Origin of the sequence: Halorubrum sp. ARQ200 (genome assembly GCF_005435115.1) — an archaeon.
GTDB classification, from domain to species: Archaea; Halobacteriota; Halobacteria; order Halobacteriales; family Haloferacaceae; genus Halorubrum; species Halorubrum tropicale.
Map to the genome: position 1 here is coordinate 1 of NZ_SGTZ01000013.1, position 23,859 is coordinate 23,859.

Here is a 23,859-nt window from a genome sequence, read left to right on the forward strand (position 1 = left end):
TTTTGGGAGATAGAACGACGAACATCATCATTTGCGAATAGTTTCAGCAATGTCGCGCTAGAGACAGCTCAAAACTGGCTCGAAGCCTTCGCCGTCTACCACAATTCACGCCAAACTTAACGCGACCGGGACGACGGGGCGGTCGGAGGCCCCTCCGACCGGCTCAGAGCGCGTCGCCGGCGACGTACCCGGCGTCTGTCAAAGGCCCCTCCGACCGCTCCGTCGCGTCCGGGTCGCCGCCGACCGGCGCGGCGAGGTCGACGAGCGCGAGCCACCCGAGGAGGCGGGCGGCGCGGTCGCGCCACGCGGCCTCCCAGTCGGGGTTGCGCGCCCTGTCGTGGCGCGGGACCCGGTCGCGGGTGGCCGCGAAGAGGTCGTCGGGCGTCAAGGGGGCCTCCGGCGAGGCCTCGCGCAGCGCGGCGAGCGCCTCCGGGACGAGGAGGACCTCCTCGCGGAGCCCCTCGCGGACGCGCTCGGATGTCGGCTCGGCGTCGGCGCGGACGAAGCCGCGCGGGGTCTCCTCGACCAGGTCGAGCGCGCGCAGGAAGGCGAGCCAGTCGTTCGCGGTCTGCCGGTCGGGGAGGTCGCGGCGCCGACGAAGTCGAGCGCAGCAGTCGTCGGTGTCGCCCGGCACGAGCGGGACCGCGCGCTGGTACTCGCGGAGCGCGTCGAGGTCGGCCGGGGGGTCGGGGACGGGCTTGAGTCGCATCGGCGGCCTCGCGGGCGCTCAGCGGTAGCCGAACGACTCCGCGAGCAGTTCCTCGTCGGTCTCGCCGACGGTGTAGACGGGGCCGTCGACCACGTCGACGGTGACCTGCGCCGGGGCGAAGACGCTCTCGGGCACGTCGTAGAAGTCCCAGTCCGCGTCCTCGAACACCTCCACGAAGGGCGTCCCGTACTCCTCGCCGGCGGTCGAGACGATTTCGTCGAAGCGGTCGTCGTCGCGGGCGACCTGGAGGTGGACTTCGCCGCCGTACGCGAGCGCGTCGTTCGTGCGCCCCATCGCCTCCGTCTCGTCGCGGGTCGCGGGCGCGAGCGGCGCGGACCCCGAGGCGTGGAGCACGTCCGTGGGCTCGTAGCCGATCTCCAGCAGGCGGAAGACGGCGAGCTCGGCGGCGCGGGCCGCCGTGGTGACGGAGCCCGCGGTCGAGCCGGTGGCGAACGCCGGGAGGAACACGCCGTCGGTGTCGACCTCGGCCAGCTCCGCGACCTGCTCGGCCACTGCCTCGTCGGGCAGCGCCGTCGACTCGACCGCCAGCGTGGCGAACTCCGAGGAGTCGTAGTAGCCGACGCGCTCGAACTCGGTCTCGCGGCCGACGAGCGCGCGGGCCGGCCCGGAGCCGAGCCCCTCGAAGCCGCCCTCGGTCGTGATCTCCCAGCCCGCCTTCTGCGAGCACAGCAGCGCGACCGCGGGGTGGTCGGTCGACAGCTCGACGTACTGGCGGGGCGCGCCCGCGAGCTTGCCCATCCGGGTCTGGAGGTTCGCCAGCCCGGCGGTCTGTATCTCCGCGAGCAGCAGTCCCGCCTCGACGCCGCCGGCCGCGTCGACACCGAAGTCGACGACCGTGGCGCCGTTGTCAAGCTCGTAGCCGACGACGTCCAGCTCGCCGGCGAAATCGAGCGCCTCGTCGACCAGCTCGATCGCGGTCCGGTTGATGCTCTCCATGTCCCGGCCTACTCGCTCACCGTTTAAGGCGTTTGGCTGTTCGGCTCGCGGGCCGCGCGTGACTCTGCGAGATGGTCCGCATCGCTGAATCAGGCGGTGGCGCGTGCCTCTGAGTGGCCGCCTTCGGCGGCCGCGAGGAGCACGCGCGAGGGAGTCAGTCGTCCGAAGCGGAGCGAGGACGACTGACGAGGCTGGGGAGGCGTGAGGTGCTGTGCGGGGTGGGAATCAAAGGGGCAGCCGCGAGGACCCCGTAGGCGACGCAAGCACCGCAACGAGAGAGCGAAGCGACGAGTGAGGAGCGCAGCGAGCGTACGGGGTCCTCGCGGCTGGGGCTTTGGGGGTGTCTGCCGCGGCGGTAGCAACGTATCGCCGAGCGGCTGGGGCTTTAGCGGTGTTCTCCGGCGATCCGCTCTCAGTCGTTCGCGAGTAGTCGAAGAGAGCTTCAGACGTGTACTCACCAGAAGCCGCCGTCGGAGTCGCTCGGGCCACCGGCCTCGCCGGGACCGGACGGCCCGCGGGGACCGCTCGGGCGCGGGTCGGGGTCGATCGCGACGGGCTCCGACTCCGCTGCGGGGTCGATTTCCCGTCCCTCCTCGAAGCGGACGAACGAGAGGTAAAAGGCCTCGCCGCAGCCGACGCCGTCCGCGTCCGGCTCGCGATAGGGCTCGTCGCCGCCGACATCGGTGCCGCGGACACCGTCGTGGGGATCCCAGTCGACGCCGTCGCTCTCGCCGCAGACGAACCGGACGCCGTCGGCTTCGACCGCGTCGTCCGCGTCCTCGCCGTCGTCCGCATCGTCGTCTCCCGCCTCGGCGTCGAACGGCTCCGTCGGCGCGACGTACGTCCACCCCTCCAGCGGGTACGGGGTCACCGACCTGTCCGCGAGGTACCCCTCGCGTTCGAGCGCGACGAGCGTCCCGCAGTGGGGACAGTAGTACGTGACCGGGTAGCTCATACCCCTCGTAGGGGAGCGACCGATATACAGCCGTCGCCGCGTCAGCTATTTGATCGTTCGGGGCGAGGGATCGGTATCTCCTCCGACACCTCGCGGGACGGCGCCGACGACGCGGGCGGTCTCATCACCCGACGCCGACTCCTCTACGGCGTCGCGGGCGGCGTCGGGCTCCTCGGCGGCGGCGGCCTCTACGTCGCGAACGCGCTCGACGGCGACTTCGGCGGGTACGACGCGCCGGAGACGCAGCCGATGGTGTCGACGCGCGGGCGCCTCGACGCCGCCGACCCGACCGAGCGCTCGGGGTCGTGGGCGTTCGGCGGCGCCGACTCCGTGGTCCTGTACGTCCACGGGCTGGGCGCGGACGCCGAGTCGGCGCGCGACCAGGCGTACACCGCTCGACTCGCGCTCGCCGCGGTGACGGGCGAGGAGACGGGGACCGACGCGGCGGCAGCGGGCGACGCCGCGGTCGGGGGCACCCGCCCGGTGATCGGCTACTCGTGGGCGTCGAACGTCGACTGGGGGCCGGCGAAGGAGACCGCCGACGCCAACGCCGCGCCGCTCGCGGACTGGCTGACGGCGTGGGCGGATGAGGACGGCCGGCCGGTCCACCTGTTCGCCCACTCGCTCGGGGCCCGCGTGACGGGGGCGACGCTCCGGGAGCTGGCGGCCCGCGGGCGGACGGGCGTCCTCGCCTCGGCGTCGCTGTTCGGCGGCGCGGTCCCGGACGAGAGCGTCGGGGCCGACGGGCGGTACGGGGAGGCGATCGCGGCGCTCGACGCCCCCGTCTACAGCTTCCACAGCCGGAACGACCGCGTTCTCGGCTGGGTGTACCGCGCGTCGGACCGGACCCGGGCGGTCGGCCACGGCGGGCTCCCGGAGTCGGCGACCGCGCCGGACGGCTACGCCGACGTCGACGTCACCGACCTGGTCGCGGACCACTACTCGTACGTCGAGCCCGAGGCGGGGTGCGTGCCGCGCGCGGTGGAGCGTCTCGGGCTCGAATAGTCGGCGCGCCGACGCGTCCCCGGAACCCCTTTTACGAGCGCGGTCGACCGTTGGGGCATGATCGACGAGACCGTCGCCGAGATCCGGGCGATGCGGACCCACAGCACGTCCGCGGTGGCCGTGAAGGCGACACGGTCGCTCGCGGACCTGCTGGACCGCGAGTACGTGACCGTCGACGAGTTCGAGCGCGACCTCGAACACAACGCGGGCGTCTTGCGCCGCTCGAACCCCTCCCACGCGGCGCTCCACAACGCGATGCGCGAGGTCGAGCGCTCGATCGTCGGCGAAGCGACGAGCGTCGAGGGCGCGAAACAGCTGCTGGAGGACGTGATCGCCCGCGTGGTCGACGACATCGAGACGGCCAAGGGGGAGGCGGCCGCCAACGCGGCCGAACACCTCGACGACGGCGACACGCTGCTCGTCCACGACTACTCGACGACCGTGCTCGAAGCCATCGAGGACGCCGCCCGCGACGGCGCCCACCTCACCGTCTACGTCACCGAGGCGCGCCCGCGGACCCTCGGGCGCAAGACCGCGCGCGTCCTCGCCGGGATGTCGCGCGTCGAGACGCGGATGGTCGTCGACGGCGCGATGGGGTACGCGCTCCGCGACTGCGACCGCGTCCTGCTGGGGATCACCTGCATCACCGGCGGGACCTACTACAACCGCGTCGGCACGTTCCCGCTGGTCGTCACCGCCCGCGAGCTCGGCGTGCCCGTCACCGCGGTCGGCTCGGGCGCGAAGACCATCGAGGAGTTCCGGTTCGAAAACGAGTTCCGCGACGCCGTCGAGGTGATGCGCGAGCCCGTCGAGGACGTGGAGATCGAGAACCCGAGCTACGACGCCACGCCGATCGGGATGGTCGACACCGTGATAACCGACGACGGCGTCCGGAACTGACCCCGGAGCCGGGACAGAAGCCGCCGTTGACCGGCCAACGCCGCCGACGAGACCAAAACGCTTTGTGTGTGTACCGTGTTAACAGACCCAAATGACTGTTCAGCCGGGTTCGGCGGCGGTGTTTCAGATCCCCGATCGGGGACTGACGGAGGGGTGTTCGAGCGGCTGGTGCGAGCTGGGCGCGATCGCGACGGAACCGGGGGTCGTCACGGCGGTCGCGCTCGTCGGGGTGCTCACGCTGCTCGCGTTCGCGTACGTCCGGGACGCCGAGTCCGCCTGCCGCCGCGAGCGCCGCCGCGTCCTCGACGAGCGGGACGCGTTCGAGTCGTTCGCCGACCGCGTGTCGCGGATCGACGCCGTCTCCGTCGCGGCGGACGCGACGCCGACCGGGGTGCCGGCCGGCGCCCTCCGTCGGATCGACGGCGACGGCGGCGACCCGCCGGGCGGGGGGCCGAGCGGCCGGAGCGTCACCCTCAGGCGGGTGATGGCCGCGTACCGCGACACGGTCATGTCGCTGCCGCACTACCGGGCCGAGTACGACGAGACGCCCGCGGAGAGCCTGGCGGCCGAGCTCGGGCCCGACGCGGCGACCGCGCTGGCGACCGACGGCGCCCTGTCGAGCGGCGCACAGTCGGCGCTCGTCGACCGGAGCCGGCGCGCCGCGGACGCCCGCGAGCGGCTCGCCGACGCGATCGGGACGGAGATCGACGAGCTCGACGACCGCGAGGCGGCGCTGTCGGCGATCGATCGACGCCGCCGGTGCCTGGTCGGCCACCTGGACGGGATCCGGTCTGACGGCGAGGCCGACGCGGCGATAGACGTCTGGAACCGACTGACGGATTTGGAACGGGAGTGCGACGAACTCGCCGCCGACCGGCAGCGCTCGCTCGACGACCCGCCGCTGACCCCGGAGTCGCCGCTCGACGGGGAGAGCGGCCACCCGTTCCACGACTACCTCTACGGCGCCGAGGACGGACCTCGCTACCCGGTGTTGGCGCAGGTCGCGGAGATAGCCGACGAAGTCCGCGCGGACAGGGACCGCGTCGGCAGACGGATCGCCGGCAGCGACTGACTGCCGACGCGGGAAGCGGAGGAGGTGGCGGCGAGAAACTACAAACTACCGGTTTGTTTATGAAGGTAGGGCGGGACTGAGGGTGTATGAGTTGGCAAGCGGCGGAACGAGCGTTCACGGACGAGGCCATCGCCCGGGAGACGCTCCCCGAGATGTTCGAACGCACCGCGGAGCGGCACGCGGACCGGATCGCTCAGCGGTACAAGGGCGGCACCTACAACCGGTCGCTCGTCGCCGCCGGGGTGGTTCCGCCGGCGCCGGCCGGCGACTACGCCGACCTGACGTACGCCGAGATGCGCGGGATAGTCCGGAACCTCGCGGCCGGGTTCCGCGAGTTGGGCGTCGACGCCGACACGCGAGTGGCGATGTACTCGCAGACCCGCATGGAGTGGGCCCAGACCGACTTCGCGGCGCTGGCCGCGGGCGCCGTCGTGACGACGGTGTACGCCTCGTCGTCGCCGAGCCAGTTGCGCTACCTGCTGGAGGACCCGGAGGCGACGGTCGTCGTCGCCGAGAACGCCGAGATGCTGGCGGACGTGCTCGCGGTACGCGGCGACCTCGACCACGACCTCGACGCGATAGTGACCGTCGACGAGGTCGACGGCGACGCGGTCGAGGCCGACGACCTCGACGACGTGTACGGCCTCGGTGACGTCCACGAGCTCGGCGCCGAGGCGTTCGACAAGGCGACCTACGAGGGGTGGGTCGACGCGGTCGAGGTCAACGACCTCGCCAGCCTGATATACACCTCGGGAACCACCGGGAAGCCGAAGGGCGTCCGGCTCACGCACGCGAACTTCCGCGACAACGTCTCGCAGTGCTACCGGCGCTTCGCCGACCGGCCCGACCGCGACCCGTCGGTCCCCGGGATCTCCGCCGAGTCGACCACGCTCTCGTTCCTGCCCCTCGCGCACGTCTTCGAGCGGATGGCCGGCCACTACATGATGTTCGCCGCGGGCGCGACGGTCGCCTACGCCGAGAGTCCGGACACGCTCCGGGAGGACTTCGGGCTCGTGCGCCCGACGACGACGACCAGCGTCCCGCGGGTCTACGAGAAGCTGTACGACGCGATCCGCGAGCAGGCAAGCGAGTCGCCCGTCAAGGAACGCATCTTCGAGTGGGCGGTCGACGTGGGGCGCGCCCACCACGAGGCCGACAGTCCCGGCCCCCTGCTCGACGCCAAGCGGGCGGTCGCCGACCGGCTCGTCTTCTCGTCGGTCCGCGAGGCGATCGGCGGCAACATCGAGTTCTTCATCTCGGGCGGCGGGTCGCTGTCGGCCGAGCTGTGCGCGCTGTACCACGCGATGGACCTCCCGATCCTGGAGGGGTACGGGCTGACCGAGACCTCGCCGGTCATCAGCGTCAACCCGCCCGAGGAGCCGAAGGTCGGCACCATCGGGCCGCCGGTGGTCGACACCGAGATAGCGATCGACGGCTCCGTCGTCGGCGAGGAGGTCGCCGACCTCGCCGGCGACGTCGGCGAGCTGCTCGTCCGCGGCCCGCAGGTGAGCGACGGCTACTGGAACCGCCCGGACGCGACCGCGGAGGCGTTCCTCGACGCGGACGAGCTTCCCCCCGACGTCGTGACCGCCGGGACCCCGGCCGACGAGCGCATCGGCGTCGGCGGGTCGGACGACGGGGGCGACGCGGAGGCCGCCGCCGCGGAGCCGTGGTTCCGCACCGGCGACATCGTCCAGCTCCGCCCGGACGGGTACGTCGCCTTCCGCGAGCGCGCCAAGCAGCTGCTCGTGCTCTCGACCGGCAAGAACGTCGCGCCCGGGCCGATCGAGGACCGATTCGCCGCCAACGAGTTCGTCGAGCAGTGCGTCGTCCTCGGCGACGGCCGGAAGTTCGTCTCGGCGCTCATCGTCCCGAACTTCGAGCGGGTGGCGGCGTGGGCCGACGAGAACGGGGTCGACCTCCCCGAGGACCGCGCGGCGGTCTGCCGCGACGACCGCGTCCGGGAGCGCATCCAGGCGGAGGTCGACCGCGTGAACGAGGAGTTCGAGTCCTACGAGAAGATCAAGCAGTTCCGCCTCGTCGAAGAGGAGTTCACCGAGGCGAACGACCTGCTCACGCCGACGATGAAGAAGAAGCGGCGGAACATCCTGGACCGGTTCGCCGACGAGGTCGAGATGATCTACGACGACGGCTGACCTCGGCCGTCGCGGACGTTCCGTCGGGAAACCCATAACCGTCGTGGGGGAGTACGGTGCCCGATGGCTTCCATCGTCACCCCCCGAGTCGGGTTCGCCGCGCTCGGCACCCTGTGTGCCGGGCTCGGCGCCGGCCACTTGGCGTCGCAGGGGGGAGGCGTGGGCCCGCTGCTCGAATCGGCGTTGATCGTCGGGCTCTCCGGCTTCGTCTTCTACACGGTGTACGACCTCCCGGGCTGGGGTATCTCCCACTCCGGGCGGTGGCGAGCGGTCCGGATCGCCGCCCTCACCGCCCTCTCGTTCGCCTCGCTCGCCGGCGTCGTCTGGCTCATCTGGCTGCTCGAACACCACGCGTTCAAGCTCCCCTTCCTGATCGCGTTCGCCACGAGCCTCGGCGCGGCGGTCGGGTCCCGGGCGGGGCCGTACGCGGTGAAGGCCGACGAGCAGCTCGCGGAGGCGCAGGAGCTGGCGACCCTGCTCTCGATCAACGACCGCGTGCTGCGCCACAACATCCGGAACGAGCTGTCGGTCGCGCTCGGCTACCTCGACGGGATCGAGGACGTGGAGGACGACGCGGAAGTCGCGGAGCGCGCCGCGATCGTTCGCGACCACCTGTCGGAGCTCTCCGAGACGAGCGAGCGGACGCGCCGCATCGCGTCGATCTGGCGGACCGGGTCGCTCCAGTCGTTCGATCTCGTCCCCCTCGTTCGGGAGCGGGTGGACCGGGTGACCGCGGAGGACCCCGAGGCGGCGATCGAGACGGAGCTACCGGATCGGCGTATCGTCCGCGCGCACCCGTCGCTGCCGCTCGCGTTCGAGGAGGCGCTCCGGAACGCGGTCGAGCACAACGGCGACGACGTGACCGTCACGGTGTGCGTGGGACGCGACGGCGACGCGACGACCCTCGTCGTCGCGGACACCGGCGGCGGGCTTCCGGCGACCGACCGAGAGACGCTTCGGAACGCCGAAGAGACGCCGCTCGAACACGCCGAGGGACTCGGGCTGTGGCTGATCTACTGGACGGTGACCCGGGGCGGCGGGGCGGTCGAGTTCGCGGAGAACGACCCGCGCGGGACCGTCGTCCGGATCCGGCTCCCGGACCGCCCGGAATCCGACGGCCCGAGCGGGCCCGTCCCGGAGGCCGCCGAACTCAGGAGACGAGCGAGACGGGCCGCGATGTGGGGGGACCCGGACGTCGCGGGCGTCGGAACGGGGGACCCGGAAGCGGACGAGTCCGCCTGAGCCCCGCATCGCCCGGTTAGAACGAGGTGCCTCGGACCATCACGCGGACGAGGCCGTCGACTCGGGCCGGTCGTCCCGCTCGACGTCGCCGTCGACGGGGTCGCGCCCGGTCACCACGGGGTCGCCGAACGCGTACACGGTGTTGTGCCCGGTGACCTCGACCGTGACGAAGTCGCCGACTTCGACCCCGCGCTCGGCGGCGTTCTGGACGATTATCTGTCGGTAGGCGCCGTCGCGGCACTTCACGGAGTCGCCGGTGCCCTCCTCGACGACGAGGGCCTCGAACGTCTCGCCGACCATCGACTCGTACGCCTCGCCGACGACCTCCATCTTCAGCTCGGACATCGCCTTCGAGCGCTCTTTCTTGACCGTCCCGCCGAGGCCCTTCATGTCGGCGGCGTCGGTGCCGGGGCGCTTCGAGAAGCGGGTGACGTTGATCTTCTCCGGGCGGACCTCGGCGAGGAGGTCCATCGACAGCTCGTGGTCGGCCTCGTCCTCGGTGGGGAAGCCGACGATGAAGTCCGTCGAGAGCGTCCAGTGGTCGAGCCGGTCGTCGAACGTCGCGACGACCTCGCGGAACTTGTCGACGCGGTGCTGCCGGCGCATGTCCGCAAGCACGTCGTCGGAGCCGGACTGGACCGGCGCGTGGATGAAGTCGTACAGCTCCTCGTTCGCGGCGAACACGTCGGCCAGCTCCTCGTGGATCCCGTGGATGCCGCCGGGGTTCGCCATGCCCAGCCGGACCCGGAAGTCGCCGTCGATGTCGCAGATCCGGTCGAGCAGCTCCGGGAGCTTCCGCTCGCCGTCGTCCCAGCCGTAGACGCCCGTGTCCTGGCCGGTGACGCGGATCTCCTTCGCGCCGGCGTGAACGAGGGCGCGGGCCTTCTCGACGTTCTCCTCGACCGACGGCGAGTCGACGCGACCGGTGGCGAACTTAGTGATACAGTACGAGCAGTTGCTCATACAGCCGCGCGCGATGGGGAGGATGCCGACGACGCCGTCGAGGACCGGCTCCGCGTCGGGCGTGACCGTCGGGCACTCCCCGTTGAGCACGTATTCGGGGACCTCGTCCCAGTGGAGGATCTCGGCGTCGACGTCCGCCTCGTCGAACAAGTCGCCCTGCGCGAGCGCCATACAGCCGGTGACGACGAGTTCGGCGGTCGTCTCGGCCAGCTCCTCCGCGCGCCGAAGCATGTTGCGCTCGGTCTTCTCGACGACGGTACAGGTGTTGAGGATGGCGACGTCCGCGTCGTCGGGGCCGTCGGCCGGTCGGTGCCCGCCGTCGCGGAGGGCGCGCTCGATCTCCCGGCTCTCTCCCCGGTTCGAGCTACAGCCGTAGGTTTCGATGTGGTACGTCGCCATCGGAGTGCCCTCACTACCGGTCGCGGGGGCAAAAGCGCGACGGATCCAGGCGTCGGTTCGGCGGCGATGCGGCGGTTCGGCGCGGACCGGGTTCAGTCCTCGGCGACCGCGGCGGCCGGGGCGTCGGCCTCGGTGGCGGAGTCGGCGGTCGCCTCGGGTTCGTCGACGGGGTCGCGCTCCGCGGGCGGCACGGCCTGGTAGACGGAGCGGCGGGCGTCGCGGGGGCACAGGCCCTCCTCGACGAGGCCGACCTCCGTGAGCTTCTCGACCGCGAACCGGACGGTGCGCGTCGAGAGGCGCGTCGCATCGGCGAGGCCCGTCTGGTCGAACCGGCCCTCCGCGTCGAGCACGTAGTAGACCAGCTTGGCGCTCGGCGGGAGCGGTTCGAGCAGCTCGCGGGTTCCTTCGTTCATACGTTACCTACAAGGGCGATTCGCGCATAATCGTGGCCCGCCTGTGCGCCGAGTGCGCACGGCAACCAGATCCTTATATAGTAGCTCGGGCGCGAAACTCGAACCGGGCCCCGTCGTCGCCGTCGATCGAAAGCTCCCAGCCGTGTGCGGCCGCTATCTCGCGCACGATCGCGAGGCCGAACCCGGTCCCCCGCTCCGTGCTCGACCGGCCGTACTCCGTCGCCTCCTCCGGGTCGATATCGAACCCGGCCCCGTCGTCCGCGACGTAGAACCCGTCGGGAAGGGAGCCGACGGTCACGGTGAGTCCGTCGTCGGCCCCGGCCTCGCTGTCAGAGCCGTGTTCCACGCTGTCGCCGGACTCCGTCCGGCTGCTCGTGGAACCGTGTTCCACGCTGTTCGTGAACAGGTTCTCGAACAGCGTGCGGAGCCGCTCTGGGTCGGCCTCGACGGTCGACGACGCGTCGGCCGCGTCGAGCGTCGCGTCCCCCGTGTCGACCGTGCGCCACGCGCGCTCGGCGGCCTCGTCCAGCGGGACGGACTCGATCTCGTCGACCGTCCGGCCCTGGCGGGCCAGCGCGAGGAGGTCGTCTATCAGCTGGCTCATCCGCTCGTGCGCGTCCTCGACCCGGTCGAGTTCGCCGAGGACCGCCTCGTCGTCGGTCAGCGAGCGCGCCAGGTCGGTCCGACCGGCGGCGACGTTGAGCGGGTTCCGGAGGTCGTGCGAGACCAGGCCGGCGAACTTCTCTAAGCGATCGATCTCGCGCTGGAGCGCGGCGTCCCGGTCGCGGAGCTGTTCGGTCCGCTCGGCGTGATCGAGCGCGACGGTGACGTTCGCGGCGAGGACGCGCGCCAGTTGGAGGTCGGTCTCGTCGAAGAAGCCCGGTTCGCGCGACCCGAGCGGCATCGCGCCGTGCTCGCCGAGCGGCACGACGAGGAGGCTCCGGAGGTCGCCGTACCCGACCGCGGTGTCGATCCCGGCGAGGTCGTCGACCACGATCGGCTGGCCGGACTCGAACGCCTCCCAGACCCGACCGTCGCCCGGCCCGAACGGGGGTCTGTCGCCGAAGGCCGCCGTCGCCTCCTCGCTTATCGCCGTCGGGCGGAGCACGTTCGCCTCGGGGTCGTACAACCGGACGCCGCTGTTCGGGAACCCGAGGATGTCGATTGCCGCGCGCGGCCACCGCGGCGATCTCCTCGCGGTCGTCGCCGCCGAACATCTCGCGGGTCGTCGCGTGGAGCCGACGCAGCGTCCGCTCGACGCGTTTCTGCTCCTCGATGTCGGCGTAGACGCTGTAGATGACGGCCTCGTCCGACTGCTTGACGGGGATCACGTGGAGGATGAAGTCGCGAATCCCGTCGGCGGTCCGGCGGCGCACTTCGAGCCGCGAGGGCTCGTCGCGTTCCAGCACCGTCTCCGGGTCGAGCCGGTCGGCGCCGTCCGGGACGACCGCCTCGCGGACCGCTTCGTACCCGCTGTCGGCGCCGTAGCCGAACGTGTCTTCGAACGCGTCGTTCGCGGCGTCGAGGCGGCGCTCGCCCTCCCCGAGCGCGACGGTGCGCACCGCCGGGAGCGGGAGGTCGTGGAACAGCGCCGTCAGTCGGTCGCGCTCCCGGCGGAGCGCGGTCTCCGTCTCGATCTGCTCGATGGCGTTGGCCGCGTGGGACGCGAGCAGCTCCGCGAACTCGATGTCGCGGTCGTCGAACGCGGCGTAGCCGTTCGAGACGGCCTGTAACACGCCGTGCGACCCGATCGGGACGCTGATCGCCGACCGGATGTCGTCGGCGACCGGGTCCGCGACGTCCGAGCCTTCCCGTCGGTCGGCCCCGCCGGCGGTGCGCCCCGGCGAGGCGGGGTCCTCCAGTTCGTCCGGGTCGGCGGGGTCGACGCTGAGGTTGTCGACCACCATCGTCTCCTGCTCGGCGACCGTGGTCCCGACGACGCCCTCGCCGACGCCGAACGTCCGGACCTCGTCCTCGGTGACGCTGTCGGAGAGGACGGCAGGGACGACCCGGTCGCCGCGGCGGCGGGCGGTGACGCAGCGGTCGAACTCCAAGATGTCCTCGGCCGCGTCGACCGTGCGGTCGAACACCGTCGCCACGTCGGTCGCGGACGCCAGCTCGGCCGCGAACTCGTGGATCGCCGTGACCTTCGCGTTCACGTCGCGGAGGTCGCGCTCGGCCCGCCGCCGGCCGAGCGCGTTCGCGACGCTGTTGGCGAGCATCTCGTAGCGGTCGCGTCCGGCGCCCTTCTGGAGGTAGTCGGTGACGCCGGCGGAGATGGCCTCGCTCGCGATCTCCTCGCTCCCTTTCCCCGTGAACAGCACGAACGGGAGGCCGGGGTCGACCTCGCGGACCGCCTCGAGGAACGCCAGTCCGTCCTTGCCCGGCATGTCGAAGTCGCTGACGACGCAGTCGACGCGCTCGCTCCGGACCACGTCGAACGCCGCCTCCGGTGACATCCTGGTGACCGTCTCGACGCCGTCCAACAGGCGCTCCACGTGCGTGGCGGCGAGGTCCGCCGCCCCCGGTTCGTCGTCCACGAACAGGACGCGGCTGTCGGTGGCCGTCGGTCCCGACGCGCCTGCGGCGGCCGCGTCGGCGTCCGTCGCCGAGTCGTCGGGACCGAAGTTCATATGCGTGTGTTTCCCTAGCGGTAATTTTAGCTTTCGCTCCGGCTACCGCTCCTGAAAATCGGGGACTACCCGTCTCGAACGGAGAGAAACGAGGGAGAGAGGGTCGAGGCGTCCTTACAGGAAGTCCTCGACGTGGTCGGCAACCTCCTCGGGGGTGTCGCCGACGGGGACGCCCGCGTCGTTGAGCGCGTCGATCTTCGACTGCGCCGTGCCCGTCCCGGAGCCGGAGACGATGGCGCCGGCGTGGCCCATGCGCTTGCCCGGCGGGGCGGTGCGGCCGGCGATGAAGCCGGCGACCGGCGTGTCCATGTGCTCGCCGATGAACCTCGCCGCCTGTTCCTCGTCCTCGCCGCCGATCTCGCCGCACATCACGACGGCGTCGGTGTCGGGGTCGGCCTCGAACGCCTCTAACGCGTCGACGAACGAGGTGCCGATGATCGGGTCGCCCCCGATGCCGATGGCGGTCGACTGGCCGAGCCCGCGCTCGGTGAGGTTGTCGACGACCTGGTAGGTGAGCGTGCCGGAGCGGGAGACGAGCCCGACGTTGCCCTCGGAGAAGATGTTCCCCGGCAGGATGCCGAGTTTCGCCTCGCCCGGCGTGATAATCCCCGGACAGTTCGGGCCGATGAGGCGGGTGTCGGTCTCGCCGAGGCGCTTGTTCACCTTCGCCATGTCCTGGGTCGGGATGCCCTCGGTGATCGCGACCGCGAGGTCGAGGTCGGTATCGAGCGACTCGAAGACCGCGTCCGCGGCGAACGCGGGCGGCACGAAGATCACGGAGGCGTCCGCGTCCTCGGCCGCGACGGCCTCGTCCACGGTGTCGTAGACGGGGACGCCGTGGACCTCCTGGCCGCCCTTGCCGGGCACCGCACCGGCGACGACGTTGGTGCCGTACTCGATCATCTGTCCGGCGTGGAACTTGCCCTCCCCGCCGGTGATCCCCTGGACCACCACTCTGGTGTCGTCGTCGACGAAAATGCTCATTGGGTCACCTCCTCGGCGTTCGCGACCGCGCGCTGGACCGCGTCCTCCAGCGTCTTTTCGACCTCAACGAGGTCGGTGTTCAGAATCTCCATCCCCTCCTCGGCGTTCGTCCCGGCGAGGCGGACGACCACCTTCTTCGGGATCTCGTCGAACTGTTCGAGGGCCTCGTTGATCCCCTTCGCGACCTCGTCGCCGCGGGTGATCCCGCCGAAGATGTTGAAGACGACCGCGTCGACGTTGTCGTCGGAGAACACCATGTCGAGCGCGTTCGCGACGCGCTCGGCCTTGGCGCCGCCGCCGATGTCGAGGAAGTTAGCGGGCGCGCCGCCGTAGTAGTCGACCAGGTCGAGCGTCGTCATCACGAGCCCGGCGCCGTTGCCGATGATCCCGACGTTCCCGGAGAGGCGGACGTAGTCGAAGCCGTACTCGCCGGCCTTGCGTTCGAGGTCGTCCTCGTAGGACTCCTCGGCCATGTCGGCGAGGTCGGGCTGGCGGAACAGCGCGTCCTCGTCGATGTTCATCACGGCGTCGGCCGCGATCACGTCGCGGTCGCTCGTGATCATGACGGGGTTGACCTCGATCTCCGAGGCGTCGTTCTCCTCGTAGAGCTCGTACAGCGTCGAGAGGATCGACGCCACGTCGAGCGCCACGTCGGCGTCGACGCCGGCCTCGTAGACGACCTTCCGGGCCTGGTAGGGGTGGAGCCCGAACGCGGGGTCGACGTGTTCGCGCGCGATGGCGTCGGGGTTCTCCTCGGCGACCTCCTCGATGTTGACGCCGCCCTCGGTCGACACCATCAGGACCGGCTTGCCCTCGCCGCGGTCCATCGTGACGCCGACGTACAGCTCGTCGACGAAGTCGACGCCCGCCTCGACGAGGACCTGGTCGACCGTGTACCCCTTGAGGTCCATCCCGAGGATCTCGTCGGCGTACTGCTCGGCCTCCTCGCGGTCCGTCGCGATCTTGATCCCGCCGGCCTTGCCGCGGCCGCCCACGTGGACCTGCGCCTTGATCGCGGCCGGGTAGCCGATCTCGTCGACGGCGTCGAGGGCGTCCTCGACGCTCGTCGCGAGCCGGGAGTCCGGAACCGGGATCCCGGCGTCCGCGAAGAGAGACTTCGCTTGATACTCGTGAAGTTTCATCCGTGTGGGATCGGTACCGACACCGGCTTAAATGGTTCCGATTCGGCGCGAACCGCGGCGACCGCGGGACGGAGCGGACCGGTCGCGGCGGGGTCGGCGGACGGCGCGCCTTTTTGCCCCGCGGGCGCCTGCGGCCCGCATGGATCCGGCCGAGTTCCTCGACGGCGGCGCGGTCAGCGTGTCGGACGAGACGTACGCGGTGTGCCGGACCGACCGCGGACACCCGGACGCGTTCGCGACGGTCCGCGCGGACGGCGAGACGACGGTCGTCGTGGACGAGGGCGATGTCGACGCGGTCGACGCCGCCGCGGTCGAGCCCGGCTGGAGGCGCCTGACCTTCGAGATGGACCTCCCCTTCGAGCTCGTCGGCTTCCTCGCGGCGGTCGCAACGGGGCTCGCCGAGGTCGACGTCTCGGTGTTCGTCGTCTCGTCGTTCGCGACGGACCACGTGTTCGTCGGGGACGACGACCTGCCGGCCGCCGTGCGGCGGCTGGAGGCCCTTGGCTGCGAAATCGTCGACTGACGGCGGGGAAACGGAGGGCGCCTCTCGGGGGACGCTCGACCCCGTCAGTCCTCGTCGCCGAGGATGACGCGGTGGGTCATCGCCTCGGGGTCGAGGACCTCGTCGGCCTCCTCCTCGGTGAGGTGGCCGGCCTCGACGGCGGCCTCGCGCACGCTCTTGCCCTCCTTCAGGGCCGTCTTCGCGACCTTACTGGCCTTGTCGTAGCCGATCGCGGGGTTGAGCGCCGTCGCCAGCGCCATCGACTGCTCGACGCGCTCGCGGGCGAACTCCTCGTTGGCCTCCAGCTTGCCGACGAACCGCTCGCCGAACGTCTCGGCGACGTTCGAGAGCAGTTCCGCCGACTCGAGGAAGTTGTGCGCGATGACCGGCTTGTAGAGGTTCAAGTCGATCTCGCCGCGCGCGGCGCCCGCGGAGACGGCGGCGTCGTTGCCGACGACCTGCTTGTGGACCTGGTTGACCGACTCGGCGACGACCGGGTTGATCTTCCCGGGCATGATCGAGGAGCCGGGCTGGTTCTCGGGCTGCTCTATCTCGCCCAGGCCGTTCCGCGGCCCGGAGGCGAGGAGCCGGAGGTCGTTGGCCATCTTGTTGAGGCTGCCGGCGATGGTCTTGAGCGCGCCGTGGCCCTCCGCCATCGCGTCGTGGGCCGCCTGCGCCTCGAAGTGGTTCGCCGCCTCGCGGAACTCGGTCCCGGTCTCGTCGGAGATGTACTCCGCGGCGAGCTCCGGGAAGTCGGGGTGGGTGTTGAGCCCGGTCCCGACAGCCGTGCCGCCGAGGGCGAGCTCGCGGAGGTTCGACTGGACGCCCTCGGCGCGCTCGATGCCCTTCGCGACCTGCGTGCGGTAGCCGCCGAACTCCTGGCCGAGCCGGATCGGCGTCGCGTCCTGGAGGTGCGTCCGGCCGGTCTTGACGACGCCGTCGAACTCCGCCTCCTTCGCCTCCAGCTCGGCGTGAAGCGTCTCTAAGGCCGGCACGAGGTCCTTCTCGACCGCTTCGAGCGCGGCGACGTGCATCGCCGTTGGGATCACGTCGTTCGACGACTGGCCGTAGTTGACGTGGTCGTTGGGGTGGACGACGCGGTCGCCGATCTCCGCGCCGGCGATCTCGGCGGCGCGGTTGGCGATCACCTCGTTGGCGTTCATGTTCGAGGAGGTGCCGGAGCCGGTCTGGAACACGTCGACCGGGAACTGGTCGTCGTGCTCGCCGGCGATCACCTCGTCGGCGGCGGCGACGATCGCCTCCGCGGTGTCGTCCTCGATGAGCCCGAGGTCGCGGTTCGCCTGCGCGGCCGCCTTCTTCACGACGCCGAGCGCGCGGATGAACCGTCGACTCATCGGGATCCCCGAGACGGGGAAGTTCTCGACGGCGCGCTGGGTCTGTGCGCCCCAGTAGGCGTCCGCCGGCACCTGCATCTCGCCGAGGCTGTCCTCTTCCGTGCGGTAGTCGTCACCCATGCGCCGACCTTCCCGCGAGACGCTGTAAAAGGTACTGGAAGCCGGCAGCGCGCGGGATCGTGCGGGCTGCTACCGAGACAATTGCTACCGCGAGACGTTGTCGGAGCGAGGCGTTAAGCCGAGCGAAAACGGCCGAAAATCGGCGCAAACGCTTCCGGCTTCTATGTCGGTCCGTCCGCAACGGCTGGGCGCACATGAGCTCGAACGACTCAGCGATCGGCGCGGCGCTCGACCGCGACACCGTCCGGTCGACGAGCAGGCTCCTCATCGGCGCGCTGGCGATAGTCGGCGTCCTCGCGGTCGTCACACTGCTGCCGGGCGTCGACCGACTCGTCCCCTTCGCGCCCGCGACGTTCGCCGCCGTCGCGACGGCGGTCGTCGCGCTCGCGGTGGCGGGCACCCTCCTGTACGCGGCGCCGAAGTTCGCGCTGCTGACGCGGCTGGCGCTGGGCGAACCCGACGCCGAGGGCGACGCCCGGTCCGACCGGATCGTCGAGAACGGCGGCGGTATCGTCCACTGGCTCGTCGTCTTCGGGGCCGTCCTCGTCGCGTACCGCGGGCTCGCCGGCGTCGCGGTCCCCGTCCTGGACGGCGCCGCATGGGCGTACGACGCCGGGTTCCTGTTCGTCGCACTCGTCCCTGTGGTGTTCCTCGTCGCCCGCCTGACGGTCACGGTCGACCCGCTGGCCGAGCTGGTCGCCGACCGCGTCGCGGACGAGGGATCCGACGGCGACACCGCCGAAGCCGCCGAAACCGATGAGGCGACCCCGGACGGCGACGGCTGACCGGAAGCTCGTCAATCCTCGGTAAACAGAAACGGGAGCGTCACGAGCGCCCCGTTGAGACCGAACAGCAGCGAGAGCACCAGCCCGAGCGGCGGCTCGTCGCCCGGGTGGACGGCGAGGAGGACGAAGGACCCGACGCCGAGGGCCGCCAGCCCGAGCGTCAGCGCAGCGTCCGAGTACCGGTTCCACGCGTCGTCGAGCGCCGGTTCGAGCCGCGCGAGCGGCCAGTCGGCCTCGGCCTCGGCGTCGGCGCGGTCGGCGCGGTCGGTCCACGGCGTCTCCTCGGCCGACTCGCCGAGCCAGGCGTCCGCTTCGGCGGGAGAGTCCTCGGTCTCGTCGGAGCCGGAGTCGCTCCCGAGGACCAGTCGACGGAGTCCCGAGCGGCCGGCCGCCGCCAGCATCGCGAGCGTCCCGACCGCGGTGAGGGCGGCGAGGACGGTCGGTGACGCGAGGCGCGCTTCGGCGGCGAGGAAGGCCGCGAGGAACGCCAACAGCGAGACGGCGGCGAGGACCCCGCGTGCGGCGCGCACGGCTGCGGATGGGATCGGCATGGAGGGCGAGAATGGTTCGACGGGACCGGGGTCGGCGATCAGGCCTCGTCGACCGAGAGCAGCCCGGCCTCGCGGAGGTCGTCGTCGAGGGCGCCGTCGCCGTGTTCCGCGTACGCCTCAGGGGTGTACGTCTTGATCTCCAGGGCGTGGACGGACCGGGTCATGTGGTCGCCGACCGCGTCGTACACTAACTGGTGCTGGTCGACGAGCGACTCGCCCTCGAAGGCGGGCGAGACGACGACGGCCGCGAAGTGGGCGTCCTCGTCCTCGTCGTCGTGGATCCTGGGCGCGGTCACGCTGGCGACCGCGTCCGGGAGGTGCTCCTCGATGAGGTCCGCGACGTCGTCGGGTACGATGGTCATGGTCCCGCTCGGACGCGAACGGCCAAAAGTCGACCGGCCCGGTCGAGCCTGGAGAGCCCGTGTCAGACGGCGTCCACGAGTCGCGGACTCGGGTCGCAGCCGGAGCGACCCCGTCTCCCGACCGTTCGCTAGAAGAGCGCCTCGCTCTCGTCGAGGACGCGCGCCGGGCCGCCGACCTCCCAGACGTCGGTGTCGATCCCGACCTCCGCGATCCGGCTCTCCACCTCGTCGGCGTGGTCTGCGGGCGTGTTCACGTACACCGACGCGCCGGTGTCGGTCGAGAAGTAGACCGGGACGCCCGACTCGCGCAGCTCGCGGACCGCGTTGAACACCGCGATCGTCTCGGGCTGCCAGTACACCCACCCCGCGGGGCCGGTCATCGTCGTGGCCGTCAGCGAGAGCGAGTCGTGTTCGGCGGTCTCGAAGATCCGCTCGAAGGAGCCCGCGCGGAGCGCGTCGGTCATCTCGACCAGCTGGTCCTGGACGTGCGCGGTCCGCGCCTGCATCATGTGGCTCGCGGCGGCCTCGCGGTGCGCCTCCTCCGTCTCCTTGTACGCCGGGACGTGCGCGGCGACGATCCGGAGGTCCTCCTCGGGGTCGAAGCCGTCGTCGCTCATGCCCACGTCGAGCCGATGCGAGCGGCAGTCCTCGTCGTTGAGACCGGCGTCGAGCCGCGAGTACGCGCCCGTCACCGAGCGCGCCGCCGACGAGGAGCCGCGGCGGGCGACCGTGGAGACCTCGGCGAGCGTCATGTCGAGCCCGGCGGCCTCGGTCAGGGCGAGCGCGGCGGCCGCGAACCCGGACGACGAGGAACCGAAGCCGATGTTCGACGGGAAGGAGTTCTCGCTCTCCAGCCGGACCGCGGCGTCGACCCCGGCCAGGTCGCGGACGTGGTCGACCACCATGTCGATGCGCTCGGCGGCGCGCCCGTCGACCTCCTCGCCGCCGATGACGTAGGTGTCCTCGCTCGCGTCGGGCCGCCACTCGACGGTGGTCGTCGTCGCGGTCGGGGCGGTACAGAGGCTGATGCTGTCGTGGTACGGGAGCCGAAGCTCCGCGTCCCGCATGCCGTGGTACTTGACGAGCCCCTGGATCGGGTGGGCTCGCGCGGTGGCCTTGCCGGTCATACCTCGGGAAGCGTCCGGCGGGGGATTAGTCGTTGCGATAGGTGGGAGGGAACCGACAGCCGTCGACGAGCGCTCAGTACGTCTCGACGTCGAGGCCGTCGATGCGCTCGAAGTGATCGCGGTTGCGGGTCACGACCGGTTCGTCGTTCAAAAGCGCAGTCGCCCCGATGATACAATCCTCTCTGTCGGTCTCCTCACCCCGAGCGCGAAGCGAGCCGGAGATCTTCCCGGCCTTTCGCATTACGGTCTCGTCGGCGACGACCGCGTGGCGCGTGTCGAGCACGTCGAGGATCGCTTGTCGGCGCTCTTCAGGAGCGTTCAACTGTGGAACCGCTTCGTACAGTTCGAGTACCGTTATCGAGGAGATCTTCTCGGGACGATTCTCCCGTTCGATGAGATCGAGGTATCGGACTGCGTCCCGATCGTCGTGTAGAACGTCGATGATGAAGGCGGTGTCCTCGATCATTCGACGTCCCGTACATCTGCGTCGATCTGTTCGCGCCGGTCGCGAGAACGAGACCGCCCCTCCTCCACGAGAGATTCGAGCTCGTCGCCCTCCTCTTCGGAGAGAATTCCTGCGACTTCCGTCCACGATCGCTCACCGGCGATCCGTTTGACCACGTCGGAAAACGACTCACCCTCCCGCTTGTGCGATTTGAGCCGCTCGTAGGCCTCTTCGTCGAGCGAGATCGTTTTCGTCGACATTACAGTACACAGTTGCGTGTGTATATTTAAAAATGTCAGCACCGAAATCGAGGTTACGACCCGACGGCAGGTCACTCTACGCCGATTCACGGACTAGCAAATAAATCACGACAACCAACAGCATCACGTCCAACTCCGCGATCACCGTTAGCGGAGTGCCGAACCCCCATTGCCACGCCCAGTCGCTGCCTCTGTCCTTCGCGTCTTTATACACCCATCTGCCGAGTGTCGCCCACAGGACGAGCAGCGTCGCCAACAAGAGCAGTTCGTCGCGGGCGACGGTAGCGCCCCAGATCCGATACGTCGGTAGCTGCGTCGCTGAGGGTGCGAGGACCATCGATGGGGTTGGATAGTTGCCCCGTTTATAAAAAAACCGAAATAGAGGAATTAACTTGTCCCAGATAACTCACTATCTCTTTCACTCGCTTCCGTCCCCGAGACAGCGACGAGATTGAGGGGAACCCTTTTTGACGGGGCGGCGGGTACTCGGCGCCATGACCGAGTACACCGTCGAGTTCGTCGGCACCGGCGAGACGATCGAGGTGGCCGACACGGAGACGATCCTCAGCGCCTGCTTCGACGAGGGGATCGCCCAGGAGTACTCCTGCCGCGTCGGGATGTGTCTCGCCTGCTCGGCGGAGATCGTCGAGGGCGAGGTGACCCAGCCCGCGGCCCGCGGCCTCACCGACGAGGAGGCCGAGGAGTACGCGCTCACCTGTATGGCCCGCCCGCAGTCGGACCTGAAGCTCGACCGCGGGAAGTACCCGCCGAGCATCGAGGACGACGCGGCGACCGCCGCGGGAGAGGGCGACGGCGCGGCCGCGGACGACGACTGAGTCGGCTCGGCGGCGCCGGTCGCCGTCCGGTGATCGGTCCGCTACTTGTCGGTCAGCTACTCGTCGACGCGCTCGAAGCGGTGTCGCACCACGTCGGCGTCGTCGTCCCACTCGAAGCTGCCGCCGTGCGCGCGGACCATCCGCTCTTTGTACGCCTCCAGCGAGGGCGACCCCTCCCGCTTCGCGTCTTCGTCGGTCATGTCGCCGAGCGTGCGCTCGGTGACCTCCGTCAGTTCGAACGCGACGCCGTCGACCTCGAAGGTGTCGCCCTCGTCGCCGTAGCGGTTCCCGCGGTGGAGCTGCGTCACGTCGCCGTCGAGCGCGCTCTGCTTCACGCGGTCGTTCGGCAGCAGGTCGGCCGGACCGTTCTCGGACATGCGGATCGGTTCGGGCCGCGGCGCCTTATGATCGGCGGCGGTCGGCGCTCGACCCGGTCGCCGGTCCGTGCGATCGGGGCGGCGTTACGGATATCGAAACGGTCGTCTCGCCGGTGCCCACGTCCGTGAATACCCGCGCTGCGGCCGGAGCCGAGGGATTCAAGATACTGCCGAGTCCCATCTCAGACGATGCGACAGGACCACCTCATCACCGCGACCCAGCTCTCGCGGGATGACATCGAGGCCGTGCTCGACCGGGCCCGAGCGGTCGCCGACGACCCCGCCGCCTACGCGGACCGGCACGCCGGTCGCGTGCTCGCGCTCTGCTTCTTCGAGCCCAGCACGCGGACGCGGATGAGCTTCGACAGCGCGGCGAAGCGCCTCGGGATGAACACCATCGATATGGGCGACGTCGACTCCTCGTCCGTCTCCAAGGGCGAGTCGCTGTCCGACACCGTCCGCGTCATCGAGGGGTACGCGGACGCCCTCGTCCTGCGTCACCCCAGCGAGGGCGCCGCGACGCTGGCCGGCGAGCGCGTGGACGTCCCCGTCGTCAACGCCGGCGACGGCGCGGGCCAGCACCCCTCCCAGACGCTGCTCGACCTCCACACGATCCGCGAGGACCACGGGCTCGACGACCTCACCATCGGGATCATGGGCGACCTGAAGTACGGGCGGACGGTCCACTCGCTGGCGGCCGCGCTCACCGAGTTCGACGCCAACCAGCACTTCATCAGCCCCGAGTCGCTGCGGCTCCCGCGGTCGGTCCGGTTCGACCTCCACGAGACCGGGGCGCAGATCCGCGAGCACGAGGACTTAGCGCCCGTCCTCGACGATCTGGACGTGCTCTACGTCACCCGGATCCAGAAGGAGCGGTTCCCCGACGAGAACGAGTACCACCGCGTCGCCGGCGAGTACCGGATCGACGCCGAGACGCTCGACGCCGCCGCCGACGACCTCACCGTCATGCACCCGCTCCCGCGCGTCGACGAGATCGCGCCCGACGTCGACGAGACGGACCACGCGCGCTACTTCGAGCAGGCCCACAACGGCATCCCGGTCCGGATGGCGCTGCTCGACACCCTCTTAGAGAACGCCGACCCCGACGAGGGGCCGGAGGTGGACCGATGAGCGAGCACGAGCTCCGCGTCTCGAAGATCCGCGACGGCACCGTCATCGACCACGTCGAGGCCGGGCAGGCGCTGAACGTCCTCGCCATCCTCGGCATCGACGGCGCCGAGGGGTTCGGCGTCTCCGTCGGGATGAACGTCCCCTCCGACCGGCTCGGCCGCAAGGACATCGTGAAGGTCGAGGACCGGGAGCTGTCGCAGTCCGAGGTCGACGTGCTCTCGCTCATCGCGCCGGAGGCGACGATCAACATCGTCCGCGACTTCGAGGTGGTCGAGAAGAACCGCGTCACTCGTCCCGACGGCGTGACCGGGGTGCTCTCCTGTCCGAACCGCAACTGCATCACGAACGCCGGCGAGCCGGTCGAGACCCGCTTCGACGTGGTCGCCGACGGCGTGCGCTGCGACTACTGCGCGACGATCCTGCGGTCCGACATCGCCGAGCACATCGACGTCTGAGTCGCCGACCGGGGGTCGGCGTG

General features: G+C 70.5%; 25 protein-coding genes and 2 pseudogenes. 11 read left to right on the plus strand and 16 right to left on the minus strand.

The genetic code is table 11. The annotated features are described in order from the left end of the window. Positions 1 to 120, plus strand: a pseudogene (locus EXE50_RS17790) (IS6 family transposase); the annotation flags it as partial. Between the two features lie 43 nt (positions 121 to 163). On the opposite strand, the gene EXE50_RS13570 reads toward EXE50_RS17790, so the two are convergent. From EXE50_RS13570 to EXE50_RS13580, 3 genes are all read right to left on the minus strand, one after another. Then, a complete protein-coding gene (locus EXE50_RS13570; protein ID WP_053771342.1) occupies positions 164 to 709 on the minus strand; it encodes a hypothetical protein in 546 nt (181 codons plus the stop codon). 18 nt (positions 710 to 727) lie between these two features. Beyond that, entirely contained in the window at positions 728 to 1,666 is a 939-nt protein-coding gene (mch, locus tag EXE50_RS13575) for a methenyltetrahydromethanopterin cyclohydrolase (RefSeq protein WP_137705313.1), read from the minus strand. A 454-nt stretch (positions 1,667 to 2,120) separates the two neighbouring features. After that, on the minus strand, positions 2,121 to 2,621 hold the full coding sequence (locus tag EXE50_RS13580; RefSeq protein WP_137705314.1) for a hypothetical protein: 501 nt from the start codon (positions 2,619 to 2,621) through the stop codon (positions 2,121 to 2,123). A 249-nt stretch (positions 2,622 to 2,870) separates the two neighbouring features. On the opposite strand from EXE50_RS13580, the gene EXE50_RS13585 reads away from it, so the two are divergent. The 5 genes from EXE50_RS13585 (at position 2,871) to EXE50_RS13605 (ending at position 8,996) form a co-directional block, all read left to right on the plus strand. Beyond that, positions 2,871 to 3,626, plus strand: coding sequence for a DUF726 domain-containing protein (locus EXE50_RS13585; RefSeq protein ID WP_137705370.1), 756 nt, complete (start codon positions 2,871 to 2,873; stop codon positions 3,624 to 3,626). A gap of 57 nt (positions 3,627 to 3,683) precedes the next feature. Further along, entirely contained in the window at positions 3,684 to 4,526 is an 843-nt protein-coding gene (locus EXE50_RS13590; RefSeq protein WP_053771346.1) for a translation initiation factor eIF-2B, read from the plus strand. 91 nt (positions 4,527 to 4,617) lie between these two features. After that, on the plus strand, positions 4,618 to 5,598 hold the full coding sequence (locus EXE50_RS13595) for a hypothetical protein (protein ID WP_053771347.1): 981 nt from the start codon (positions 4,618 to 4,620) through the stop codon (positions 5,596 to 5,598). A gap of 86 nt (positions 5,599 to 5,684) precedes the next feature. After that, positions 5,685 to 7,754 carry a long-chain fatty acid--CoA ligase gene (locus tag EXE50_RS13600; RefSeq protein WP_137705315.1) on the plus strand — a complete coding sequence of 690 codons (2,070 nt, stop codon included), beginning with the start codon at positions 5,685 to 5,687 and terminating at the stop codon, positions 7,752 to 7,754. Positions 7,755 to 7,817: 63 nt separating this feature from the next. Next, positions 7,818 to 8,996, plus strand: a complete 1,179-nt coding sequence (locus EXE50_RS13605; protein ID WP_137705316.1) for a HAMP domain-containing sensor histidine kinase — start codon at positions 7,818 to 7,820, stop codon at positions 8,994 to 8,996. Between the two features lie 39 nt (positions 8,997 to 9,035). Here the strand turns inward: EXE50_RS13605 and EXE50_RS13610 are convergent, their stop codons facing one another. The 5 genes and pseudogenes from EXE50_RS13610 to sucC all read right to left on the minus strand — a co-directional run bounded on the left by EXE50_RS13610 (position 9,036) and on the right by sucC (position 15,530). Beyond that, complete coding sequence (locus tag EXE50_RS13610; RefSeq protein ID WP_053771350.1) at positions 9,036 to 10,358, minus strand: tRNA (N(6)-L-threonylcarbamoyladenosine(37)-C(2))-methylthiotransferase; 1,323 nt, start codon at positions 10,356 to 10,358, stop codon at positions 9,036 to 9,038. A 92-nt stretch (positions 10,359 to 10,450) separates the two neighbouring features. Next, the gene (locus EXE50_RS13615; RefSeq protein ID WP_137705317.1) at positions 10,451 to 10,771 is read right to left on the minus strand and encodes an ArsR family transcriptional regulator; all 321 of its coding nucleotides are present in this window, start codon (positions 10,769 to 10,771) and stop codon (positions 10,451 to 10,453) included. Between the two features lie 73 nt (positions 10,772 to 10,844). Beyond that, a pseudogene (locus EXE50_RS13620) lies at positions 10,845 to 13,404 on the minus strand (GAF domain-containing protein). Positions 13,405 to 13,518: 114 nt separating this feature from the next. Next, positions 13,519 to 14,388, minus strand: a complete 870-nt coding sequence (gene sucD, locus EXE50_RS13625) for a succinate--CoA ligase subunit alpha (protein ID WP_137705318.1) — start codon at positions 14,386 to 14,388, stop codon at positions 13,519 to 13,521. Next, positions 14,385 to 15,530, minus strand: coding sequence for an ADP-forming succinate--CoA ligase subunit beta (gene sucC, locus EXE50_RS13630; protein ID WP_053771354.1), 1,146 nt, complete (start codon positions 15,528 to 15,530; stop codon positions 14,385 to 14,387). Before sucC ends, sucD begins: the two co-directional genes overlap by 4 nt. A 139-nt stretch (positions 15,531 to 15,669) precedes the next feature. Between sucC and EXE50_RS13635 the strand changes: the two genes are divergently transcribed. Further along, entirely contained in the window at positions 15,670 to 16,053 is a 384-nt protein-coding gene (locus EXE50_RS13635) for an ACT domain-containing protein (protein WP_053771355.1), read from the plus strand. Positions 16,054 to 16,097: 44 nt separating this feature from the next. On the opposite strand, the gene EXE50_RS13640 is transcribed toward EXE50_RS13635, so the two are convergent. Further along, positions 16,098 to 17,507 carry an aspartate ammonia-lyase gene (locus tag EXE50_RS13640; protein WP_137705319.1) on the minus strand — a complete coding sequence of 470 codons (1,410 nt, stop codon included), beginning with the start codon at positions 17,505 to 17,507 and terminating at the stop codon, positions 16,098 to 16,100. A 194-nt stretch (positions 17,508 to 17,701) separates the two neighbouring features. On the opposite strand from EXE50_RS13640, the gene EXE50_RS13645 reads away from it, so the two are divergent. Next, positions 17,702 to 18,292: a hypothetical protein gene (locus EXE50_RS13645; protein WP_137705320.1), complete on the plus strand. Its 591-nt coding sequence runs from the start codon at positions 17,702 to 17,704 to the stop codon at positions 18,290 to 18,292. Positions 18,293 to 18,303: 11 nt separating this feature from the next. Here EXE50_RS13645 and EXE50_RS13650 read toward each other — a convergent pair whose 3' ends face one another. The 6 genes from EXE50_RS13650 to EXE50_RS13675 form a co-directional block, all read right to left on the minus strand. Next, positions 18,304 to 18,837, minus strand: a complete 534-nt coding sequence (locus tag EXE50_RS13650; protein ID WP_394347757.1) for a hypothetical protein — start codon at positions 18,835 to 18,837, stop codon at positions 18,304 to 18,306. 44 nt (positions 18,838 to 18,881) lie between these two features. Beyond that, a complete protein-coding gene (locus EXE50_RS13655; protein WP_137705322.1) occupies positions 18,882 to 19,205 on the minus strand; it encodes a BolA family protein in 324 nt (107 codons plus the stop codon). A 128-nt stretch (positions 19,206 to 19,333) separates the two neighbouring features. Beyond that, entirely contained in the window at positions 19,334 to 20,332 is a 999-nt protein-coding gene (gene mvaD, locus EXE50_RS13660; protein WP_137705323.1) for a phosphomevalonate decarboxylase MvaD, read from the minus strand. A 73-nt stretch (positions 20,333 to 20,405) separates the two neighbouring features. Beyond that, positions 20,406 to 20,798, minus strand: coding sequence for a PIN domain-containing protein (locus tag EXE50_RS13665; protein ID WP_137705324.1), 393 nt, complete (start codon positions 20,796 to 20,798; stop codon positions 20,406 to 20,408). Further along, on the minus strand, positions 20,795 to 21,037 hold the full coding sequence (locus tag EXE50_RS13670) for an antitoxin VapB family protein (protein WP_053771361.1): 243 nt from the start codon (positions 21,035 to 21,037) through the stop codon (positions 20,795 to 20,797). The genes EXE50_RS13665 and EXE50_RS13670 overlap by 4 nt, the downstream gene beginning before the upstream one ends. A 76-nt stretch (positions 21,038 to 21,113) precedes the next feature. Next, entirely contained in the window at positions 21,114 to 21,374 is a 261-nt protein-coding gene (locus EXE50_RS13675; RefSeq protein ID WP_137705325.1) for a hypothetical protein, read from the minus strand. Positions 21,375 to 21,531: 157 nt separating this feature from the next. On the opposite strand from EXE50_RS13675, the gene EXE50_RS13680 reads away from it, so the two are divergent. After that, complete coding sequence (locus tag EXE50_RS13680) at positions 21,532 to 21,873, plus strand: 2Fe-2S iron-sulfur cluster-binding protein (RefSeq protein WP_053771363.1); 342 nt, start codon at positions 21,532 to 21,534, stop codon at positions 21,871 to 21,873. 56 nt (positions 21,874 to 21,929) lie between these two features. Here EXE50_RS13680 and EXE50_RS13685 read toward each other — a convergent pair whose 3' ends face one another. After that, a complete protein-coding gene (locus EXE50_RS13685; RefSeq protein WP_053771364.1) occupies positions 21,930 to 22,250 on the minus strand; it encodes an ASCH domain-containing protein in 321 nt (106 codons plus the stop codon). Between the two features lie 189 nt (positions 22,251 to 22,439). Between EXE50_RS13685 and pyrB the strand changes: the two genes are divergently transcribed. Then, positions 22,440 to 23,381 carry an aspartate carbamoyltransferase gene (gene pyrB / locus EXE50_RS13690; RefSeq protein ID WP_121599500.1) on the plus strand — a complete coding sequence of 314 codons (942 nt, stop codon included), beginning with the start codon at positions 22,440 to 22,442 and terminating at the stop codon, positions 23,379 to 23,381. After that, on the plus strand, positions 23,378 to 23,836 hold the full coding sequence (gene pyrI, locus EXE50_RS13695) for an aspartate carbamoyltransferase regulatory subunit (protein ID WP_053771366.1): 459 nt from the start codon (positions 23,378 to 23,380) through the stop codon (positions 23,834 to 23,836). Before pyrB ends, pyrI begins: the two co-directional genes overlap by 4 nt. Positions 23,837 to 23,859 lie beyond the last annotated feature (23 nt).